A 21,976-nucleotide genomic window follows, 5' to 3' on the forward strand; every position below is an offset into this window, starting at 1 on the left:
TCAAGTAATATAGAGGATAAAGTTAAAATATTTTATAAATTCTGAATGTTTTAGCAAAATAAAAAACAGCACAATCATGCTGCTCTTTATCTTATTTAATTCCTAAAGCAATACGCGCATAACGACTCATTTTATCAACTGTCCATGCTGGATACCATACTAATCTCACTTCCACTTTGCTCACTTCAGGTACATCTGACATCGCATCATGAATCTGATCAGTTAATAAGTCTGCCAACGGACAACCCATGGTGGTTAATGTCATATCAATCTGCGTCTCACCATTTTCGTCATTGAAATGAATTTCATAAACCAAGCCAAGATTTACAATATCAATTCCTAATTCAGGGTCAATGACTTGTTCTAAACTTTCTAAGATACGATTTTTAATATCTTCAATTTGTTCATTTGTGTATGTCATGGTGCCTCCTATTTCTATTAATCCTCAATAAAATCACGCAACGGTTTGCTACGACTAGGATGACGTAATTTACGCAGAGCTTTTGCCTCGATTTGTCGAATTCGTTCACGAGTTACGTTAAAGACTTTTCCAACATCTTCGAGTGTACGCATCTTTCCATCATCTAAACCGAAACGCAAACGTAATACATTTTCTTCACGGTCTGTTAATGTATCGAGAACCTCATCTAATTGCTCACGCAGGACGATACGTGTTGTATAATCAACTGGGTTTTCAATGACCTCGTCTTCGATAAAATCGCCTAAATGACTGTCATCTTCTTCTCCAATAGGCGTTTCAAGAGATACTGGTTCCTGTGCAATTTTCAAGATTTCGCGGACTTTATCCGGTGTCATATCCATGCGTTCAGCAATTTGCTCCGGTGTGGGATCTTGCCCCAATTCCTGCAAAAGATTGCGTTGTTCCCGTACTAATTTATTGATTGTTTCCACCATATGAACCGGAATTCGAATTGTACGAGCTTGATCGGCAATTGCACGAGTAATCGCTTGACGAATCCACCAAGTAGCATAGGTTGAAAATTTAAAACCTTTGGTATAGTCAAATTTATCAACTGCTTTCATCAATCCCATGTTTCCTTCTTGGATCAAGTCAAGAAACTGCATACCGCGCCCAACATAGCGTTTTGCAATGGAAACAACCAATCGCAAATTAGCTTCCGCTAAACGCTGTTTCGCTTCCAAATCGCCTTGCTCCACAAGAACAGCTAATTCTTGCTCTTCTTCATTGGTCAATAGTGGAACAACGCCAATTTCTTTTAAATACATACGGACAGGATCATTCACTTTAGCAGAATTACTGCCAAGTAATTCCTCATCTGTTAATTCAACTTCTTCTTCCTCTGTATTTAAAACTCGTTCACTTGGATTTCCTTCTTTATCTGTAATAGCAATCCCTGCATCTTGAATCCGTTGAAGAAGATCCTCAATACCATCAGCATTTAAAGTAAATGGAATGACTAGCTGATCATTGATTTCATCATCGGTTGCTGTACCAGTTTTTTTATGGTTGCGAATAAATTCTGCAACTTGAACATCAAAAGTTGTTACTTCTTTTTGTTTTGTAGCCATCCCTACTCCATTCTCCTTTTTTGAGCAATAAATCGCTCTAACTCTTCTAATGCCGTATCTGCATCACCCTCATGAGATGCTTCACGAACTTTTTTACCAATTAATTGATTTTCTTTACGAAGCAATTCTTTGTCTCGTGTTTGCTCCACTTCAGCCAACTCCTGATCAGACACTTCTTCGGGTAGATTTTCATTTAAAACCCGATACCACGCCTCTTGTACCGAATCATTTTGCTCAGATAAATCTTGTGGCGAGACCTCGCCATTTGCCTTTAAAATCTCATACAAAATCTGCAGCTCGGCTGTTGTGAAACGAAAATCTTTTCGCAAGCGATAATCATTTAAAATCATAGGATTATCAACCATTCGTTGCAAGAGATGACTCTCAGCCTTAATTAGCCGTGATACTCGCTGCGTTATCGGAATATCAGGGTTTATCACCTGATGTTGGGCTTGCTGTTTCTGCTCTCTTCGATTCACTAAACGATGATTATTAACAGCTTGCTCCACTTGTTGGTAATCAAAATTAGGTAACAATTCAGCCAACATATAAATATATGAATTCTGTGCAGTAATAGATTGTACCTGTGCAATCAGCGGAGACATTCGCTCAACAAATTCAATTTGGGCTTGTAAATTTTCAATATTATCCGGCTTCAGATAGTTCAAAAGAAATTCTATATCGCTAATTCGCGTTTTAGTTAATAAAATCTGCAAATCCTCAGGGGAATTTTTTTCAATAAATTCATCTGGATCCATACCATCAGGAATTTTGACAATTTGAACTGATAAATCGTGTAATTCATCCAATGCTTTTGCCGTAGCCGCTTGTCCGGCTTTATCACCATCGTACGTTAGAATAACTTTCTTTGTAAACCTACGGAGTTGCTCTACATGTTCATGTGTCAAAGCCGTCCCCATAGACGCTACAGCATTTTCAATCCCTGCACGATAGGCTGCAATGACATCCATAAAACCTTCCATTAAATAAACTTCATGGTGTTTTTTGATAGTTGCTTTTGCCTTGTCTAAATGATACAACTCATAGCTCTTATTGAAAATTGGAGTACTACGACTATTTTTATATTTAGCAACTTTTTGCTCTCTCTCACTAACTTGCCAAATGCGACCCGAAAAAGCAATGACTTGTCCTTTATCATTTGTCAATGGAAACATAATCCGATTTTGAAAGGCGTCATAAATTAGACTATTATCAGCTAAATTGAATAGGCCTGAATTCATAATGACTTGTTCATCAAACTTCTCGCTAACACTTTTATAAAGATAGTTGCTTTCATTTGGAGATAAGCCAATTTGAAAATGTTTGATTACCTCATCTGTCAAGCCACGTTCATAAAGATAAGAACGTGCTTTCTCACCTATTTTCGTAGTCATCAACACTGCATGGTAAAACTTTGCAGCTTCTGCATGAATATCATAAAGTGCTTGATAAGGGTGTGTTTGGTTTGTCTGTTCTTTTCTACCATTTTCTACTTCTAATGGAATCCCTGCACGATCAGCAATGATTTGGACAGCATCCATAAAAGAAACACCACGATAATCTTCAATAAATTTAAAGACATCACCAGATTTTCCACAACCAAAACAATGATAAAATTGCTTCTCTTCTACTACATTGAATGACGGAGTTTTTTCCCCATGAAAGGGGCAAAGTCCCAAATAGTTCCTTCCAGCCTTTGTTAGAGCAACGACTTCTCCTACAATCTCGACGATATTGACACTATTTTTAATATCAGAAATGATTTCTTTATCAATCAATAGACAATACCCCCAACTTATCATAGAATAACAACTTACATTTTATAATAAATTTACCAAAAAGTAAAATATTCACTATATTTTTTAGATATTTTATTGAACTTTTTGTTTATTTAAGATATAATGTAACTTAGTATTGTATTTTGAAAGGAAAAAGAAAATGTTAAAGGATCTTAAAGAATTTTTACTTCGCGGTAATGTAATTGATTTAGCAGTCGGTGTCATTATCGCCAATGCTTTTGGAGCGATTGTTAAATCGTTGATTGGTGATGTTATCACACCACTCTTTCTCAATCCAGCGTTAAAAGCTGCTGGCGTAAATCAAATTGCTGGTTTAAAATGGAATGGAATTGCGTATGGCAGCTTCTTAAGTGCTGTTATCAATTTCCTCGTCATCGGAACTGTTCTCTTCTTCATCGTCAAGTCTGCTGAAAAAGCACAAAGCCTTACTAAAAAGGACGATACTGTTGAAGAACCAGCAGGTCCAACTGAATTAGAAGTCCTTCAAGAAATTAAAGCGCTACTTGAGAAGAAATAAACGTTTAGTAGCAAGAATTCTAATTAGCTAAGGTCAAAAGCCTTCTCTCAAAAAAGCTATATTCGTTGGAAACATAATTTATTGTAAGAGTTTGGAATATTTGTATACTCCAGGCTCTTTTTTTGCTATAAAAATCTAATAGTTTATTGCCATCTGTATCAGCTAGTTCAATTTTACAAAGCAAAATACAGGCATTTTTTAAATAGATGTGTTACAATGCTTATAAAAATGGAGGAAAAAATCATGTTAATATACGATTTGATTGTTATTGGTTTTGGTAAAGCCGGAAAAACATTAGCAGCAAAAATGGCAACACAAAGAAAAAAAGTTGCTTTAATTGAACGTAATAAATCTATGTACGGCGGAACTTGTATCAATATTGCTTGTATCCCGACCAAAACATTACTAGTAGCTGCAGAAAAAGGATTACCTTTTGAAGAAGTAATCGATGAAAAAAATGCAGTTACCAATCGACTGAATAAAAAAAATTATACAACTATTAGTGGTGCTGGAGTCGACATTATTGATGCAGAAGCTCATTTTTTATCGAACAAAGTCGTTGAAATTGTAGCAGGTGACAAAAGACAAGAATTAACAGCTGAAAATATTGTCATCAATACAGGTGCTATCTCTAACGTTTTACCAATTCCAGGACTTACTACAACAAAAAATATTTATGACTCTACAGGTATTCAAAACCTTGATAGGCTACCTAAACGTCTTGGAATTCTTGGCGGTGGGAATATCGGTCTTGAATTTGCCGGTCTCTTCAATACATTAGGGAGCAAGGTAACTGTTCTAGATGCTGCCGATACCTTTCTACCACGTGTAGAACCCTCTATTGCGACTATGGCTAAAACATATATGGAAGAAGATGGTATCAAAATTTTTCAAAATATCTTTACTCAAGAAGTCAAAAATGATGGTGACGAGGTGATTGTTGTTACTAAAAATAGAACTTTTCACTTCGATGCTTTGCTTTGTGCTACTGGTCGCAAGCCAAATATTGAACCATTAAAGCTAGAAAATACAGACATTCAAGTAACAGATCGTGGGGCTATCCAAGTTGATAAACATTGTCAAACCAATGTTCCTGGCGTCTTTGCTGTTGGAGATGTCAATGGTGGATTACAATTTACCTATGTCTCATTAGACGATTTTCGTATTGTCTACAATTATCTGACAGGCGATGGTTCTTATACACTTGACGATCGTAAAAATGTACCGACTACTATGTTTATCACCCCTTCGCTAGCTCAAATTGGCCTAACTGAAGCGCAAGCGAAAGAACAAGGGTTACCTTATGCAAGCAAAGAAATTCCAGTTTCAGCTATGCCGCGCGGACATGTTAATGCTGATCTCAGAGGAGCATTTAAAGCTGTTGTCAATATAGAAACAAAGGAAATCCTTGGTGCAACTATCTTCTCGCAAGGTGCTCAAGAAATTATCAACATAATAACTGTAGCTATGGACAATAAGATTCCATATACTTATTTCACAAAACAAATTTTTACTCATCCAACTTTAGCTGAAAATCTTAATGACTTATTTATGATGTAGTCATCACTACTATACTTTTCAATATAAAATGAGCTAATGAAAAATTAGCTCATTTTATATTATAATTGCATTTGATTATATGTTTTGCTAAATGCCTTTAAAATTTCTTTTGGCGCCCCCTTATAAGGCGTTTCTCCATCTAGTGTTCCTTTGACAATCGTGCGAGATGTTGCTGCTGCATCTTCACATGTTACTAAGGTCACTTCATTCACACCTTCGCGGTCATTGATCACATCTACTCTATCAGGGGCCACATTCTCAACGGATGTAATAGAGTAGGTATAAATTTTTTCTTTATCTGTCAGGTAAATTTTCATTCCACTTTTGGCACGATCTAAAGGAGAAAATAGCATATTACTTGCACCTGTAATCCCAAATACATGATGACTAGCCAAGGCATAGTTCCCTTTTCCCATTTGTTGCGTTTCTTTCATAGTACCTGCACCATAATAAAGCCCTACATTATCCAAGCCTTTAAAGATTGGTAGATTCATTGAAAGTTCTGGGATAGCAATTCCTCCAATAACTGGTAATTGCTGAGCTCGCCATTGAGCATTAATCACATCTTCTGTTGATAATGATTTTACTTTGTCAAAATTAAAGCTAGTTTTGGCTTTTTTGTTTTTATTAATCTTATCTTTTGAAACATTGCTAACTTGATACCTATTGGTATGCCAAACCATAATCATATTACGAATAGAAGAGTTAAAAATAAGTGCAAGTGCAACAATAATTAACAATGTAGCAATGATGTTAATTAGAATATTTTTTCTTTTATTACGCTTTTTTCTTCTTGATGACATAACATTTCCTTTTATCCAGTTTAATCTTCATCCTCTTCTTTTTCATTATCCGCTGTAACGCTTGTAAAGGTAACAATCTGTGCTCCTTTATCGAGTCGCATTACTTTAACACCTAATGTTGCACGGCCTGTCTGAGAAATATTAGCAACATTCGTTCGAATGATGACCCCTGTATTCGTGATAACCATCAAATCTTCATCACCATTCACGGCCATCAAGCCTGCTAATGGACCATTTTTCTCAGCAATGTTAGCTGTTTTCATTCCTTTTCCGCCACGACCTTTTGTAGCATACTCACTGGCTAAAGTTCGCTTACCATAACCTTTTTCAGTAATAACTAATACTTCTTGATTATCTGAAATGACACTAGCGCCTACAACATGGTCATCCGTACGCAAATTTACTCCTCGCACACCAGTCGCACTACGTCCCATATTCCGAACTTGGTTTTCGTTAAAACGTACAGCGTAGCCCATTTTTGTTCCGATAATGATATCCGCTTGTCCATTTGTCAAAAAGACGTTAATCAACTCATCTTCTTCTTTTAAATTCAGAGCTTTTAGCCCATTTTGACGAATATTAGCAAATTCTGTTACGCTAGTTCGTTTTACCACACCATGGCGTGTAGTGAAGAAAAGATAAGAATGATCATTGTGTTCAGCTTGAACATTGATGATTGTCTGAATCGTTTCACCTTCGTCCAATTTCAATAAATTGACAATTGGCAATCCTTTAGCTGTACGACCATATTCAGGAATTTCATAACCTTTCAAACGATAAACACGCCCTTTATTCGTAAAGAAGAGTAAGCGATCGTGTGTGCTGGTAGAGACTAATTCACGAATAAAATCATCATCTTTCACACCCGTTCCTTGAATACCACGGCCCCCACGTCTTTGTGCAGTAAATTCATCCTGATTCAATCGTTTAATATAACCTTTATTGGAAAGAGTGATTAAAACATTGGTTTCTTCGATGAGATCTTCGTCTTCTAGAGATAATACTTCACCAACCATTAATTCCGTGCGGCGTTCGTCAGAGAACTTACGTTTAATCTCTTCTAATTCTTCCTTGATAATGGTAGCTATTCGTTCCGGTTTTGACAAAATATCCATCAAATCTGCAATTAATTTCATTAAGTCATCATATTCAGACTGGATCTTATCGCGCTCCAATCCTGTCAAACGACGAAGACGCATATCCAGAATTGCTTGACTTTGACGTTCAGATAACTCATAACGTGACATTAATTCTGCTTGTGCTTCAGCATCGGTTTCACTATTTCGAATAATGCGAATGACTTCATCAATATGATCAAGCGCAATCAACAAACCTGCTAAAATATGAGCACGAGCTTCGGCCTTTTCCTTATCAAAAACCGTCCGACGTGTTACCACTTCTTTTTGATGTTCAATATAAGCTAGTAAAATTTCACGAAGAGACAAAATTTTAGGCACTCCGTTTTGAATTGCTAACATATTGAAACTGAAATTTGTTTGCATTTGCGTTAATTTGAACAAGTTGTTCAAGATCACATGCGCACTTGCATCACGCTTTACTTCAATGATGAAACGCACTCCTTCTCGATTAGATTCATCACGGACTGCCGTAATTCCATCGATCCGTTTTTCTTGAACCAGCCGGACAATATGTTCATGGACTTTTGTCTTGTTGACCATATACGGAAATTCAGTGATAACAATTCGTTCACGTCCAGATTTAGTTTCTTCGATTTCTGTTCGAGCACGTAAAACAATGGACCCCTTACCGGTTTCATAAGCACGATGAATACCTGACCTTCCCATTACTAAAGCACCTGTTGGAAAATCTGGTCCAGGTAATACTTCCATAAGATCGCGCGTTGTTACATCTGGATTGTCCATGATCAATTTAACGGCATCAATGGTTTCACCAAGATTGTGAGGAGGAATATTGGTAGCCATCCCCACAGCAATACCAGTTGCTCCATTGACCAGCAAATTAGGAAAACGCGACGGTAAGACTAATGGTTCACGCTCACTACTATCATAGTTATCTGCAAAATCAACTGTATTTTTATTAATGTCGCGCAACATTTCAAGGGAAATTTTACTCATACGAGCTTCTGTGTACCGTTGCGCGGCAGGACCATCGCCATCCATAGAACCAAAGTTCCCGTGACCATCTACTAACATGTGACGATAAGACCACCATTGTGCCATCCGCACCATAGCTTCATAAATGGAGGAATCTCCATGTGGGTGATATTTACCCATAACATCACCCGTGATACGAGCAGATTTCTTATGTGGTTTATCAGGGGTTACACCTAGTTCATTCATTCCATACAATATTCTTCGATGAACAGGCTTTAAACCATCTCGAACATCAGGAAGGGCACGAGCCACAATGACACTCATGGCGTAATCGATAAAACTCGTCTTCATTTCGCTCGTTAAGTTCACATTGACTAAATTATTATCCTGCATTAAAAAATGCCTCTCTTCAATTTATATGACCTTATCATTATAACATAAATTCGGATTTTTTTCAGTAAACACCCTTGAATATAAAAACGTTTACATAAGATAATATGTATTATATCCGTGACAAATTACTACAAAAGTGATAGAATGAAGTTGTAAAGGGACATGTTCCCCAATAAATTAAAGGAGATGTTTAGCAAAATGACTCTTACTAAACAACATAAAAAAGTCATCCTTGTTGGTGACGGTGCTGTAGGTTCTTCTTACGCATTTGCTCTTGTCAACCAAGGTATCGCTCAAGAACTTGGTATCGTTGATATTTTCAAGGAAAAGACTGAAGGGGATGCTGAAGACCTTAGCCACGCCCTTGCCTTCACTTCACCTAAGAAAATCTATTCAGCAGAATATGCTGATGCGCACGATGCAGATCTTGTCGTTTTGACTGCTGGTGCACCCCAAAAACCAGGTGAAACTCGTCTTCAATTGGTTGAGAAAAACCTTCGCATCAACAAAGATGTTGTTACCAAGATTGTTGAGTCAGGATTTAATGGTATTTTCCTTGTAGCTGCTAACCCAGTTGACATCTTGACTTACTCAACATGGAAATTCTCTGGTTTCCCTAAAGAACGTGTTATTGGTTCAGGTACTTCTCTTGACTCAGCACGTTTCCGTCAAGCACTAGCTGAAAAATTAGATGTAGATGCTCGTTCTGTCCATGCTTACATTATGGGTGAACATGGTGACTCAGAATTCGCTGTTTGGTCACATGCTAACGTTGCAGGTGTTAACCTTGAAAACTATCTTCAAGATGTAGAAAACTTCAATGCTGCTGAATTGGTTGACTTATTTGAAGGCGTTCGTGATGCTGCATATTCAATTATCAATAAAAAAGGTGCAACTTTCTATGGTATCGCAGTTGCTTTAGCTCGTATTACAAAAGCTATCCTTGATGATGAAAATTCAGTTCTTCCACTTTCGGTCTTCCAAGAAGGTCAATATCCTGGTGTTACTGATTGCTATATTGGTCAACCAGCTATTGTTGGCGCACATGGTATTGTCCGTCCAGTCAACATCCCATTGAATGATGCTGAAAAACAAAAAATGCAAGCTTCTGCTAAACAATTAAAAGACATCATTAACGATGCTTTCTCTAAAGAAGAATTTGCCTCAGCAGCTAAAAACTAATGAGATTTTATCTCACTCCTTGGTAAATCAAGGAGTTTTTTGTATCTAAAAAATAAGTACTATAAAATTGATTTGTATAGCATCATAACTTTATAGTACTTATTTCTCTTCTCCAATTTACATTTTATCAATTTATTCCAATATATCCTTTAAATAAGGAACGACTTTTTCGCCTTTCATATCTGATAGAGTCCGAATCCAGCGAAATGCTGTATGTTCTTCTGCATCAAGTTGAATTTTTCTATGTTCAAGTAATTCTGCTTGATAAACTAAACGCGTAAAAACGACACCCTTTGCCTTATCGTAGCAGCTATCTTCATGAAGAATCGAACTTAATTGTACCTTTTGGTTAACTTCTTCCATCACTTCACGCATAGCTCCGTCTCGTGGTAATTCATTTTCTTCCACACCTCCTCCTGGAATGTCCCAATATTCTGGGTACATATTTGGTAAACCACGTTTTACCTCACTTCGTTTAATGAGCAAATAGCTTCCGTCCTTTTCAATTAAAGCATGAGCAATCAATTTTACAGGCATTCGAAATCCCCTTCTCCTTTATAAAAAAAACAAAATTCTTGTTTTAGACAAGAATTTTTAAATAGTTAACAAACAATCCACCCTGAGAGAATCGAACTCCCATCTCAAGAACCGGAATCTTACGTGATATCCATTACACTAAGGGTGGCAACCATTTTATTATACAAAAAATTTATGAAAATAACAAGTAAAAAAGGATTGAAATGATAGATTCCAATCCTTTTATTTTATTATAATTCAATATCGCCAAACAAGTCAGCCATTGAGAATCCAGTTTGAGTTTCTGGGAGTTCAAAGTCACGTTTTTCTTGACGTTTTGGACGACGAGGACGTGATTGACGTTTTTCTTTTTGTTCATCTTCTTGAACTGGACGTTCTTCAAGAGCTTTGATAGAAAGTGATACACGTTCTGCATCAGCATTAACATCAAGAACTTTGACAGTTACCTCTTGACCGACTTTAAGCACATCTTTTGGATTTTCAACACGTTTATGTGAAATTTGGGAGATATGAACCAGTCCATCAATGCCTGGCAACACTTCAACAAATGCACCAAAATCTGTTAAACGTTTAACCGTACCTTCGATAACATCACCGGCAGCAAGTTTTTGTTCAACACCATCCCATGGCCCAGGGGTTGTAGCTTTAAGAGAAAGTGATACACGACCTTCCTCTTCATTTAAATCAAGCACTTTTACTTCGATTTCATCACCAACTGACACAACTGATTTAGGTGAAACGTTGCGTTCATGTGATAATTCCGTCAAGTGAACAAGACCGTCAACACCACCAAGGTCGATAAAAGCACCAAAACTTGTAATACGTGCAACTTTACCAGTTACGATATCACCAACAGCTAATTTGCTAAATACTTCGGCACGTGCTGCTGCCGCTTTTTCTTCCACTACTTCACGACGTGAAAGGATGAAACGGTTTTCTTTTGGATCAACTTCTTTAATTTTTGCTTCAAACTCTTGGCCAACAAAACGTTCCGTATTACGAACAAAACGAGTATCTAACATTGAAGCTGGAATAAAACCACGAAGTCCTTCAAACTCTACTGAAAGTCCACCCTTAACTGCACGAGTTCCTTTTACAGTGACAACTTCTTCTTCACGTCCGACTAACTTGTCCCATGCTTTGCGAGCTTCTAAACGTTTTTTAGATACAAGGTAAGTAACTGTATCAGTATCTTTACCAACTACTTGACGAAGAACAAGCAATTCAAGTGTTTCACCTGGTTTTACTAGGTCGTTAATATCAGCATCACGATCATTTGTCAATTCGCGAAGGGTTAACACACCTTCAACACCAGTTCCAGCGATTGCAACATTAGCTTGGCTTGCATCAACAGTCAATACTTCAGCAGTAACGACATCACCTGGCTCAACTTGGCTAACACTATTTAGCAAATCTTCAAATTCATTCATCTAAAAAATCCTCCAACAATCAAGCTTTTCTTGCTTGACATACTTATAATATTTTTCCTAAGCACCGCAATGACATTGAACTATCTTTAACGTTTCTCACCCTATAAAGAAATAAAATACCCTAAGATATTTTACCATTTATCTGATATATTACCTAAGAACTGGGGTAGCTGGATTCGAACCAACGCATGAGGGAGTCAAAGTCCCTTGCCTTACCGCTTGGCTATACCCCAAAAAAGAATGTAGACATACTTTTTAAAGACTAAGTACGCTCATGGAGAGGGAGGGATTCGAACCCCCGAACCCGAAGGAGCGGATTTACAGTCCGCCGCGTTTAGCCTCTTCGCTACCTCTCCTGCACAATCAACAGTATTCATTATACCATTGATGAAAAGAAAATACAAGCATTTATTTACTCAAATTATATGTTTCAATCAATTTTTCCACTGCATTTTCAAGTTTTTTATAAAAACTATCAACATTTTCATTTTTTATGATAGCAAATTGTCCATCAAACTCAGCAATTTGCCCAATGACCTTTTTACCAATTGACAAAATATAACCTTCATATTGTTCATTTCCTACTTTTACTTGGCTATCTGCTAATTGGATTTCAATCTTTTTATCTTTTTTACTCATCAAATACCTCTTTCAAATCTCTATTTTACAAAAAAATAAGAAAACTAGCAAGCAATACGTGAAAATAAAAACTATCTCAATGAAGAGACAGTTCCAAAAATTTTTAAACTTTTACAACCCATCCTTCTGGTGCTTCAACATCGCCAAATTGAATACCAGTTAGTTCATCATAAAGTTTTCGAGTGATCGGGCCTACCTCAGTCTCGCTATAAAAGACATGAAAATCCTCGCCATGCTGAATACCACCAATTGGAGATATAACTGCTGCTGTACCGCAAGCCCCTGCTTCAGCAAAACGATCTAAATTATCAATCGGAACATCTCCTTCGATCGCTTTCAAACCTAAACGATGTTCTGCTAAGTATAGGAGAGAATATTTTGTGATAGAAGGCAGAATGGATGGACTATATGGTGTCACAAATTCATTATCTTTGGTAATCCCGAAGAAATTTGCAGAACCTACTTCTTCTATCTTCGTATGAGTAGCTGGATCTAAATAAATAACATCTGAGAATTTATTTTCGTGCGCCATTTGTCCTGGAAGTAAGCTTGCTGCATAGTTTCCACCGACTTTAGCTGCTCCTGTACCATAAGGGGCTGCACGATCATACTTATCAGAAACAATAAAGTTTGTTGGAGTCAAGCCACCTTTAAAGTAATTTCCTACAGGCATTGCAAACACTGTAAAAATGTATTCATCTGCTGGTTTAACACCAATGATGTCGCCAACTCCCAACAATAATGGACGAATATAAAGAGTTCCTCCTGTTCCATACGGCGGAACATATTCTTCATTGGCACGAACCACTTGTTTCACAGCATTTACAAACATATCTGTCGGAACTTGTGGCATTAAAAGGCGATCTGATGTACGTTGTAGGCGTTTTGCATTTTGATCTGGGCGAAACAACTGCACACTACCATCTTTTGTACGATAGGCTTTCATTCCTTCAAAGGCTTGTTGTCCATAATGAAGGCAAGGAGATGATTCGGACATATGTAAGGTTGCTTCTTCAGTCAATCCCCCTTTTTCCCACTGCCCATTTTTATAATAGGCAAGATAGCGATACGGCAATTTCATATAGGAAAAACCAAGATTTTCCCAATCAAGATTTACTGACATAACATTCTCCTTTTTGAATTTATGTTTTTTATTCTACACTAATTTTAAATATTTTCAATAGTTTTTTGTAAAATTCTGAAAATTTTTTAATTTCAGTTTATAAGAACACCACAAAAAATCAGCTCTAGTGGCTGATTTTCAATTATTTAAGATTTGCAGAAAACACTTCTTCATCAGAAATCGTATCTGAGATGAAGCTACCATTACTAGTTCTTTCAGACAAGCTAAGATCAGCTAGGTTCACTTCGTAAGTAGTTCCTTTGTTAGAAACTATGGACAAAATTTGCTCTTCTTCTACTGTTGGAGTTTCTGAACTAAAGAGATCGAGTTCTACAGGTTGTTCTCCAAAAACAGGCCCAGCTGCAAAAACACGATGCGGTTTAGTCTTGAGCTCTCTCAATACTTGAAGTCCTCGATTTGCTCGGCTAGTAACAGGAATGCCTGTAATTGCCATTCGTTTGAGGGAACCGCGCTGGGTCAAGAGATAAAACGAGGCAGTGTTGGCGATAAAGGCTGCCACTAGTACATCGTCCTTTTTAAGGTTAATAGCCTTAACACCTGCTGCTTTGGCACCCACAACCGGTACCTCTGCAATATTAAATCGCAAGGCGTAGCCATTCTTCGTCACTAGCATGACATCATCTAGCTTAATTGGAGAAATACCGATAATTAGATCATCCTCATTTTTTAATTTGGCGAACTTGACCGACTTGGATTTATAGGTTCGCCAAGGGCTAAATTCTTTTCGCTCCACGCGCTTGATTTGTCCTAGTTTTGTTACTGTAAAATAAGTTTCTTCGTCAAAATCATCAACCACTTCTGCATAAATGACTTCTTCGTTCGTCTCAAAATTGGTAATCGTCTGACTGATATGTTCTCCGATTTCTTTCCAACGAATATCTGCCAATTCATGAACCGGCCGATAGATGACGTTGCCAAGATTGGTAAAAATCAAAAGATGTTGAGTAGTCTTTGCTAAATGGACGAAAATAAGATGGTCATCATCCCGCTTACCGACCTCATTAAGCGTTGATGAATTGAAAGAGCGCGGACTAGTGCGTTTAAGGTAACCACTACGAGTGACACTAACAAATGTTTCTTCTTCCACAATCAGACTTGCTGTATCAATCTCAATGGCATTTGCCGTATCTTGCAATTCACTAAGACGAGGATTACCAAATTTCTTTTTGACCTCACGAAGTTCACGTTTCATCAAATTGTACATCGTTTGCTCATCGCCTATAATGGCAGCCAGCATTGCAATTTTCTCGCGCAGATCTGCTTCTTCCTCCTCCAGAACTACTACGTCCGTATTGGTCAAACGATAAAGTTGAAGCGTGACAATGGCTTCTGCTTGCTCTTCGGTAAAATCATAGCTGACTTTGAGATTTTCCTTGGCATCTGCTTTATTTTCTGAAGCACGAATGAGCGCAATCACTTCATCTAAAATCGAAATAACTCGAATTAACCCTTCCACAATATGGAGCCGCTTCTCAGCCTTGGCCTTGTCAAAACGGCTACGAGCTAGAATAATATCCTTGCGGTGGGCAATGTAACTGGTCAAGATTGGTACAAGCCCCACCAAACGAGGCGTAAAATTGTCGATAGCTACCATGTTGAAATTGTAATTAACTTGCAAATCAGTGTACTTGAAAAGATAGTTGAGAATCAGCTCAGTATTAGCATCTTTCTTAAGCTCGATAGCAATGCGAAGACCGTCTCGGTCGGACTCGTCCCGTACCTCAGCAATGCCGGCCACCTTGTTATTGACCCGCACATCGTCAATCTTCTTGACCAAGACCGCCTTATTAATCTCATAAGGAATCTCGGTAACAACAATTTGCTCTTTACCGCCTTTCAGCTTTTCAATCTCAGTTCTTGAGCGCACCACAACTCGACCTTTACCAGTCTCGTAGGCTTTTTTGATTTCGTCTCGACCTTGGACGATGGCTCCTGTTGGGAAGTCTGGACCCGGCAGAAACTCCATGAGTTTGTCCACCTTAGCTTTGGGATGATCAATCATGTAGACCACTGCATCGATGACTTCAGCCAGATTGTGAGGCGGAATGTCTGTCGCATAACCAGCAGAAATTCCCGTCGCACCATTAACCAAAAGATTTGGAAAAGCAGCAGGCAATACAGTTGGTTCTTTCTCTGTATCGTCAAAATTCCAAGCAAAAGGTACGGTATCCTTTTCGATGTCTTGCAGAAGATAGCCAGCAATCTCAGCCAAGCGCGCCTCAGTATAACGCATAGCCGCTGGCGGATCCCCATCCATAGAACCGTTATTTCCATGCATTTCGACAAGAATCTCACGATTTTTCCAATCCTGAGACATGCGGACCATAGCATCGTAGATCGAGCTATCACCGTGTGGATGGAAATTCCCCATGATGTTCCCGACCGACTTGGCTGACTTGCGGTAGCCCTTATCAAAGGTGTTGCCGTCCTTATTCATTGAATAGAGAATACGGCGCTGCACAGGTTTCAAGCCATCACGAATATCCGGTAAAGCTCGCTCTTGAATGATGTATTTGGAGTAGCGACCAAAGCGCTCTCCCATGATGTCCTCAAGGGACATGTTTTGAATGTTACTCATAAGATACAAAGGGACGTTTCGGTTTACCGAAAATTTCTATAGAAAAATAGGAAATCGATACAGGATTTGATGAGTTCTAGACGATTTATCTTTTTTCCTAAGAAATTAATCCCGTGTTCAGTTACTAATAAGTAGCTAAACTATCCTTTCTGTAGTTTAAAGTATTTAAAACATATATTTTAATTAGTAATAAGGAGTTTTCACGCAGCATTTAGGGCGTGTTCAATTCCTTTCAAAGAAGGTTTTTTGATAATACATTGTCTGTGGCAGCCTGGTAGACTAGTAAATCTAAACTGTAAAAGCTACGTTTTTTAGAAACTAAGCCTCTCTTCAGCATACTGAATCATTTTCTCTGCGGTTTCTTTGTCATAAGGGAAGCCAGTTTTAAGCGAGAAGCTTTGTGATTCTTTGTGGAAGAAGTTCAATGTAGCCAAGAGAGACTGGGCGAGTTTTTTCTGATCAGAAAAGTCAAGCAAGGCTGCAAATTCTTTCTCTTTCTCAGCTGGCAAATACCGGAAGAGGTACTTGTAGTTCTTGCCAATATCAAGCGTCCCCTTATCTGCTGCTACCTGCCAAGCTAAAAGCTTGAGCAATTCTTGCTGGCAGATTCCATACAGATGATCCATCGCATAGACAAGGTGGTTTCGATGAATACCCTTGACCACATAGGCTGACACCCACCAAAATTCATTGCAGGACTTGTCAAAGTCAGTCGCACTAGCTGGAGCCGTCCAATAGCGCTTGGGCGTCGGTACATAAGGTTGAAAGAGCCCCTGCGGGTCATGTATCACCGTAAAATCCGCTTCGCTATCCACCCATTCTTTTATGTGCTCCTTGGGACAGAGGGTCAAATCTATCCGATTGCCATCTTCAAAGAGCATGAGATAGAGGCGACGATGATCAAGTACGTTATGCTGCTCGATAATGCGTTTGTCAAATTGGTCCAACCAAACAAGGTCAGTCACAAGATCATCTAAATTATCATTATCCACAATGTAGACCACATCATAGTCTTGAAACTCGTCCTTAGGGGCATTTGGATTTGTCCGTGAGCCAGACATGGCGACAGCGTCGACCTGTAGAGCTTCTGCGGTTTTCAAAATTAAATCTAACATTTCAGTTTCTGTTCTCATCGAAAAGTACCTGCCTTTTTTGCTAGAATTCCTTCGCCTCTTTCATTTCCTTCACCGCTTTGCGTTTTTTGTAGCGACTACGAATGGTATTGAGTTGGTCGCGAAGATCTGCATAGTGGCTTCTTTCTGGGTAGGCATAGGTCATGATAGCGGTGAAATCCAGCAGGAAATCGTAGATTTCTTGTAGCTGCATGCGGAGTTGTTTGCTTTGACTAGGCACTTTGCCTTTCAATTCGGTCAAGCGCTCCTTGTATGCTTCTTCAAATTGCTTTTGCGCATTTACCAAACTCTCCACATGCTCTTCCAAGTGCAGTTTTGCCAATGCCGTTTGATAGCTTGATTTCTTCAACTCTTGGAGCAGGTGGTTAATGCCCTCGGTCTCCTTTTCATAGTTGGCAACCGCAATTCCTGCATAATTTTTCAGCAAGCCCGCCAAGGTGTCGTAGGCTTCTTTCGTCGCAGTCTCCTTGACCCGTGAAAATGCCCGTACCAAAGCAGTCAGCGTAGCCAAGGCATCGTCTCGCTCGCGGTCGGCTTGGTCTAAACTTGTCACCAAACTGCTCGCTTTCGCCCGATGCAGCCCCTCCTGAAACTTAGCCAAGTGCTGGCTCATCTCTTCCAGCTTACTCGTATAAATACTTTCCACCTTATGCGCCTTGTTAAAAGCAGCAATCGCCTCTTTCGACTCGGTCATGAGCTGTGAAAATTCATTGTTTTCCAAATTGCGCACAGTTAAACTAATAATTCCATATTCTTTTTTCATAAAATTCCTTTCTCTTCATGTGCTTTTTAGTTTTTTGCTGCTGAAACGACTCAGAACACATGTAAACGTTCGTCCTTTGCTCTGAAAATGCAAATTACACATGTGTAATTTGCATTTTTTGCCCTAAAACAAGAAATTCTTCATGTGTGATTTGCTGTTTCAGGGGTGAAGAAGGTGATTCTTCGTGTGGGATAAATTATCCTTCTCTTAAAGTTTTCAATTTTGACAAAATCCTAGCTTCATCCAAACTCAGAATAACAAACAAGGTTGAAGTATAAATATCATCATACCATTGTTCCAATTCCTCATCATTCATATTGAGATGATATTGCTTATCGTTGTTATGTCTCAATCCCAAATTATTATACATTCCAAATAGTTGTTCAACTGCAATAATTTTTTTACTATTGACTTTCATTACTTCTTTTAATTCTTCAAAAGCATTCAATTCATCTCTCAACGGTTCCAAGTAATTTGCCAAAGAAATGAGTATTTCTTTTTTGCGTTGGATATCTCCTTTATTTGAAAAATGATTATATTCTAAAACTTTTATCGCATCTTCAATATTGGATTCAGATACAATCTGAGAAACTTCGGACGCATAAACATTCTTTTCAACGATGATCTTATCACCATTTTCTAAAGTGATCAGTTCATGATTTGATAATTCTAGAAATCTTGTAATGTTATCAAATACAACTTGAATAAACTGACATTCTTTTTCTGTAAATTTTCCCTCAAGGTTATTAAATATATCAACTAATAACTCAGAGAAAACAAATAGTTGTTCAGCTGTATCATAGATGTTTGAAATAATAACTTCTATCATTTGTGAATAACTGGTAAACGTTGATCGATTAGGATAATCTAAGAAATTATCAGAAATGGCACTATTTAAACTTGTTTCATAATATCCTCTCTTGAAATTTCTCTCCATTTTCAGTAAATCTATCAAATTATTCAATTCTCTCTGTGGGTCAAACTCCATCCGGTTCAAAATATCAAAATAATTCTGTCTCGCCATAATATTTCCTATACTATATTAGAATACTGTCGCTTCTTCCAGCGTAAACTTGACATTATCTTCAATCCATTTACGGCGAGGCGGGACTTTGTCTCCCATGAGGACATTGACGCGGCGCTCAGCACGGGCTAAGTCGTCAATGGTGACGCGAATGAGGGTTCTGTTTTCAGGATTCATCGTGGTTTCCCAGAGCTGATCAGCATTCATTTCTCCAAGCCCTTTGTAGCGCTGCAGCATGGCGCCTTTGCCAAATTTCTTACGCAGATCTTCTAACTCACCGTCTGTCCAAGCATATTCGACAACTTCATTTTTGCCTTTGCCTTTAGACATCTTATAAAGCGGTGGCAGAGCGATATAGATATGACCTGCTTCAACCAGCGGACGCATATAGCGGTAAAAGAAGGTCAGCAAGAGCGTTTGGATATGAGCACCGTCCGTATCCGCATCGGTCATGATGATAATCTTGTCATAGTTTGCATCCTCGAGCGTAAATTCTGATCCAACACCCGCACCAATAGTGTAAATCATGGTGTTAATTTCTTCGTTTTTGAGAATATCTGCCATTTTGGCTTTTGCGGTATTGATGACCTTGCCGCGCAGAGGCAGAATTGCCTGAAACTTGCGGTCACGGCCCTGCTTGGCAGATCCGCCTGCAGAATCTCCTTCGACCAGATAGAGCTCATTCTTTGCTGGATTTTTAGACTGAGCTGGGGTCAATTTGCCAGAAAGTAATCCCTTATCTTTCTTGCTTTTCTTGCCATTTCTGCTTTCATCACGAGCTTTACGAGCAGCTTCTCTCGCATCACGAGCTTTGATTGCTTTGCGGATCAAATTAGAAGCCAATTCACCATTTTCCATCAAGAAGAAGGTCAACTTATCTGATACAATCGAATCCACTGCAGGTCGAGCCAGTGGGCTTCCTAACTTGTCCTTAGTCTGTCCCTCAAACTGCAAATGCTCTTCCGGCACTAAGATCGAAAGGACAGCTGCTAGACCCTCACGATAGTCAGAGCCTTCCAGATTTTTATCCTTTTCTTTCAGCAATCCAGTCTTTCTCGCATATTCATTCATGACCTTGGTAATGGCGGACTTAAGTCCCGTCTCATGTGTTCCACCATCCTTAGTACGGACGTTATTAACAAAAGAAAGGATATTATCTGAATAACCGTCGTTATATTGGAGAGCAACCTCCACTTGAAAACCGGCGTCTTCCCCTTCGAAATACAGAACTGGTGTCAATGTTTCCTTATCTTCGTTTAGATAGCTAACAAAATCTTGTACTCCATTTTCATAATGAAAATCAACCGTTTCACCTGTTCGCTCGTCTGTCAGAGAAAGATGAACATTTTTCAATAGAAAGGCTGATTCATTGAGCCGTTCTGAAATAGTATTGTATTTAAAATCTGTCGTTGAGAAAATTGTGTCGTCTGGCATAAAGGTCACTTTGGTGCCTGTTTTTGATTTAGGTGTTTGACCAATTTTCTTTAAAGTCGTTACCGGCTTTCCACCATTTTCAAAACGTTGTTTATAAATTGTACCGTCACGTGTGATTTCAACTTCTAACCAACTAGACAGCGCATTGACAACAGATGAGCCGACCCCATGGAGTCCTCCGGACGTCTTGTAACCACCCTGACCGAACTTGCCCCCAGCATGGAGCACTGTAAAGATAACTTCCACTGTCGGAATTCCCATAGCGTGCATACCAACTGGCATTCCTCGACCGTGATCACTGACAGTTAAACTTCCGTCTTTGTTAATTGTTACATCAATCTTATCACCAAATCCAGACAGAGCTTCATCAACGGCATTGTCAACAATTTCCCAAACTAAATGGTGAAGCCCAGTAGCATCCGTTGACCCGATATACATACCCGGACGCTTACGAACTGCATCCAATCCTTCTAATACTTGAATGGCATCGTCATTATAATTGTTAATATTGATTTCCTTTTTTACCACAAGGAACCTCCTGAATCATTCATCCTTTCTATCTTACAAGTTTTTAGTGAATTTTGCAAAGATTTTTAGAAATTATCGTATGAAAATCAGCAATTTTTCAGCCTAGACAAATTTTGTAAAATATTCTTCACCATTCCCCAATCAAAATTAAAATTCATGGTATAATAAAAACATGATGAAGATTGTTTTTACATTGATAGTAGCTTATTTGATTGGTTCAATCCCTGCCGGACTTTGGATTGGACAAGTATTTTACAAAAAAAATCTCCGTGAATATGGAAGTGGAAATACAGGGACAACCAATACCTTTCGTGTACTTGGAAAAAAAGCAGGAATTATCACCTTCGCTTTTGATTTTTTTAAAGGGACATTTGCGACTCTACTCCCTCTTTTTCTTCATATAAATGGAATTTCTCCACTTATTTTTGGCCTGTTAGCCGTACTTGGGCATACTTTCCCTATTTTCGCAGAATTTAAAGGTGGCAAAGCCGTTGCAACCAGCGCAGGTGTTATTCTTGGCTTCTCACCAACCTTTTTCACTTATTTAGCAATCATTTTCTTCAGCTGCTTGTATCTGACCAGTATGATTTCTTTTTCTAGTGTGACGGCTGCTATTTCAGCTATTGTTGGAGTTACCATTTTTCCACTCTTCAGCTTTCTGTTACCACATTATGACACGCTCTTTACTGTGATTGTGCTTGTACTAGCGCTCATCATAATCATTAGGCACAAAGATAATATTCGGCGTATTCGGATAAGACAAGAAAACCTCATTCCTTTCGGATTAAATATCACAAAACAACAACCTAAAAACAAATAAAACGATTCACATAGGAGTCCAGCCCTACTACATTAGATTTTTGTAGATTTGCTAACAACACTTTAC

At 38.5% G+C, this 21,976-nt stretch carries 17 protein-coding genes, 3 tRNA genes and 1 pseudogene; 4 read left to right on the forward strand and 17 right to left on the reverse strand.

Going from position 1 to position 21,976, the window contains the following annotated elements; all coding sequences use genetic code 11:
* Window positions 1-91: 91 nt before the first annotated feature.
* Genes PCY10_RS02810 through dnaG form a run of 3 tightly spaced genes read right to left on the reverse strand, consistent with a single transcriptional unit; the run spans window position 92 to window position 3,329 of the window.
* Entirely contained in the window at window positions 92-421 is a 330-nt protein-coding gene (locus PCY10_RS02810; protein WP_003072745.1) for a metal-sulfur cluster assembly factor, read from the reverse strand.
* Window positions 422-438: 17 nt separating this feature from the next.
* Window positions 439-1,551 carry an RNA polymerase sigma factor RpoD gene (gene rpoD, locus PCY10_RS02815; RefSeq protein WP_003072747.1) on the reverse strand — a complete coding sequence of 371 codons (1,113 nt, stop codon included), beginning with the start codon at window positions 1,549-1,551 and terminating at the stop codon, window positions 439-441.
* Between the two features lie 2 nt (window positions 1,552-1,553).
* A complete protein-coding gene (dnaG, locus tag PCY10_RS02820; RefSeq protein WP_301558795.1) occupies window positions 1,554-3,329 on the reverse strand; it encodes a DNA primase in 1,776 nt (591 codons plus the stop codon).
* 160 nt (window positions 3,330-3,489) lie between these two features.
* On the opposite strand from dnaG, the gene mscL reads away from it, so the two are divergent.
* Together mscL and PCY10_RS02830 are read left to right on the forward strand one after the other, a co-directional pair.
* Entirely contained in the window at window positions 3,490-3,867 is a 378-nt protein-coding gene (mscL, locus tag PCY10_RS02825) for a large conductance mechanosensitive channel protein MscL (protein ID WP_003077044.1), read from the forward strand.
* Window positions 3,868-4,110: 243 nt separating this feature from the next.
* Window positions 4,111-5,427, forward strand: coding sequence for an FAD-containing oxidoreductase (locus PCY10_RS02830; RefSeq protein ID WP_301558796.1), 1,317 nt, complete (start codon window positions 4,111-4,113; stop codon window positions 5,425-5,427).
* A gap of 59 nt (window positions 5,428-5,486) precedes the next feature.
* On the opposite strand, the gene PCY10_RS02835 is transcribed toward PCY10_RS02830, so the two are convergent.
* Both PCY10_RS02835 and gyrA read right to left on the reverse strand, forming a co-directional pair.
* A complete protein-coding gene (locus tag PCY10_RS02835; protein ID WP_020998659.1) occupies window positions 5,487-6,230 on the reverse strand; it encodes a class A sortase in 744 nt (247 codons plus the stop codon).
* Between the two features lie 20 nt (window positions 6,231-6,250).
* Entirely contained in the window at window positions 6,251-8,698 is a 2,448-nt protein-coding gene (gene gyrA / locus PCY10_RS02840) for a DNA gyrase subunit A (RefSeq protein ID WP_301558797.1), read from the reverse strand.
* 198 nt (window positions 8,699-8,896) lie between these two features.
* On the opposite strand from gyrA, the gene PCY10_RS02845 reads away from it, so the two are divergent.
* On the forward strand, window positions 8,897-9,880 hold the full coding sequence (locus PCY10_RS02845) for an L-lactate dehydrogenase (protein WP_003030242.1): 984 nt from the start codon (window positions 8,897-8,899) through the stop codon (window positions 9,878-9,880).
* Between the two features lie 132 nt (window positions 9,881-10,012).
* Here the strand turns inward: PCY10_RS02845 and PCY10_RS02850 are convergent, their stop codons facing one another.
* From PCY10_RS02850 to parE, 12 genes and pseudogenes are all read right to left on the reverse strand, one after another.
* Entirely contained in the window at window positions 10,013-10,417 is a 405-nt protein-coding gene (locus PCY10_RS02850) for an NUDIX hydrolase (RefSeq protein ID WP_003072765.1), read from the reverse strand.
* 76 nt (window positions 10,418-10,493) lie between these two features.
* Window positions 10,494-10,565, reverse strand: a tRNA-Arg gene (locus PCY10_RS02855).
* Window positions 10,566-10,647: 82 nt separating this feature from the next.
* Entirely contained in the window at window positions 10,648-11,847 is a 1,200-nt protein-coding gene (gene rpsA, locus PCY10_RS02860; RefSeq protein ID WP_003072767.1) for a 30S ribosomal protein S1, read from the reverse strand.
* A gap of 161 nt (window positions 11,848-12,008) precedes the next feature.
* Window positions 12,009-12,080: transfer RNA gene (locus PCY10_RS02865), tRNA-Gln, on the reverse strand.
* Window positions 12,081-12,122: 42 nt separating this feature from the next.
* Window positions 12,123-12,203, reverse strand: a tRNA-Tyr gene (locus tag PCY10_RS02870).
* A 52-nt stretch (window positions 12,204-12,255) separates the two neighbouring features.
* Complete coding sequence (locus tag PCY10_RS02875) at window positions 12,256-12,486, reverse strand: DUF2969 domain-containing protein (RefSeq protein ID WP_003072769.1); 231 nt, start codon at window positions 12,484-12,486, stop codon at window positions 12,256-12,258.
* Window positions 12,487-12,589: 103 nt separating this feature from the next.
* Window positions 12,590-13,621: pseudogene (locus PCY10_RS02880) on the reverse strand (branched-chain amino acid aminotransferase); the annotation flags it as partial.
* A gap of 130 nt (window positions 13,622-13,751) precedes the next feature.
* Window positions 13,752-16,208, reverse strand: a complete 2,457-nt coding sequence (gene parC / locus PCY10_RS02885) for a DNA topoisomerase IV subunit A (protein ID WP_301558798.1) — start codon at window positions 16,206-16,208, stop codon at window positions 13,752-13,754.
* Window positions 16,209-16,519: 311 nt separating this feature from the next.
* Window positions 16,520-17,341, reverse strand: a complete 822-nt coding sequence (locus PCY10_RS02890; protein WP_301558799.1) for an aminoglycoside 6-adenylyltransferase — start codon at window positions 17,339-17,341, stop codon at window positions 16,520-16,522.
* A 22-nt stretch (window positions 17,342-17,363) separates the two neighbouring features.
* On the reverse strand, window positions 17,364-18,104 hold the full coding sequence (locus tag PCY10_RS02895; protein ID WP_301558800.1) for a DUF6261 family protein: 741 nt from the start codon (window positions 18,102-18,104) through the stop codon (window positions 17,364-17,366).
* Window positions 18,105-18,300: 196 nt separating this feature from the next.
* Complete coding sequence (locus tag PCY10_RS02900) at window positions 18,301-19,128, reverse strand: hypothetical protein (RefSeq protein WP_096362823.1); 828 nt, start codon at window positions 19,126-19,128, stop codon at window positions 18,301-18,303.
* Window positions 19,129-19,146: 18 nt separating this feature from the next.
* On the reverse strand, window positions 19,147-21,090 hold the full coding sequence (gene parE / locus PCY10_RS02905) for a DNA topoisomerase IV subunit B (protein WP_301558801.1): 1,944 nt from the start codon (window positions 21,088-21,090) through the stop codon (window positions 19,147-19,149).
* 172 nt (window positions 21,091-21,262) lie between these two features.
* On the opposite strand from parE, the gene plsY reads away from it, so the two are divergent.
* Window positions 21,263-21,910: a glycerol-3-phosphate 1-O-acyltransferase PlsY gene (plsY, locus tag PCY10_RS02910; protein WP_301558802.1), complete on the forward strand. Its 648-nt coding sequence runs from the start codon at window positions 21,263-21,265 to the stop codon at window positions 21,908-21,910.
* Window positions 21,911-21,976 lie beyond the last annotated feature (66 nt).

The sequence above is a fragment of the Streptococcus sp. SI1 genome, from assembly GCF_030439945.1.
Classification (GTDB): Bacteria; Bacillota; Bacilli; order Lactobacillales; family Streptococcaceae; genus Streptococcus; species Streptococcus intermedius.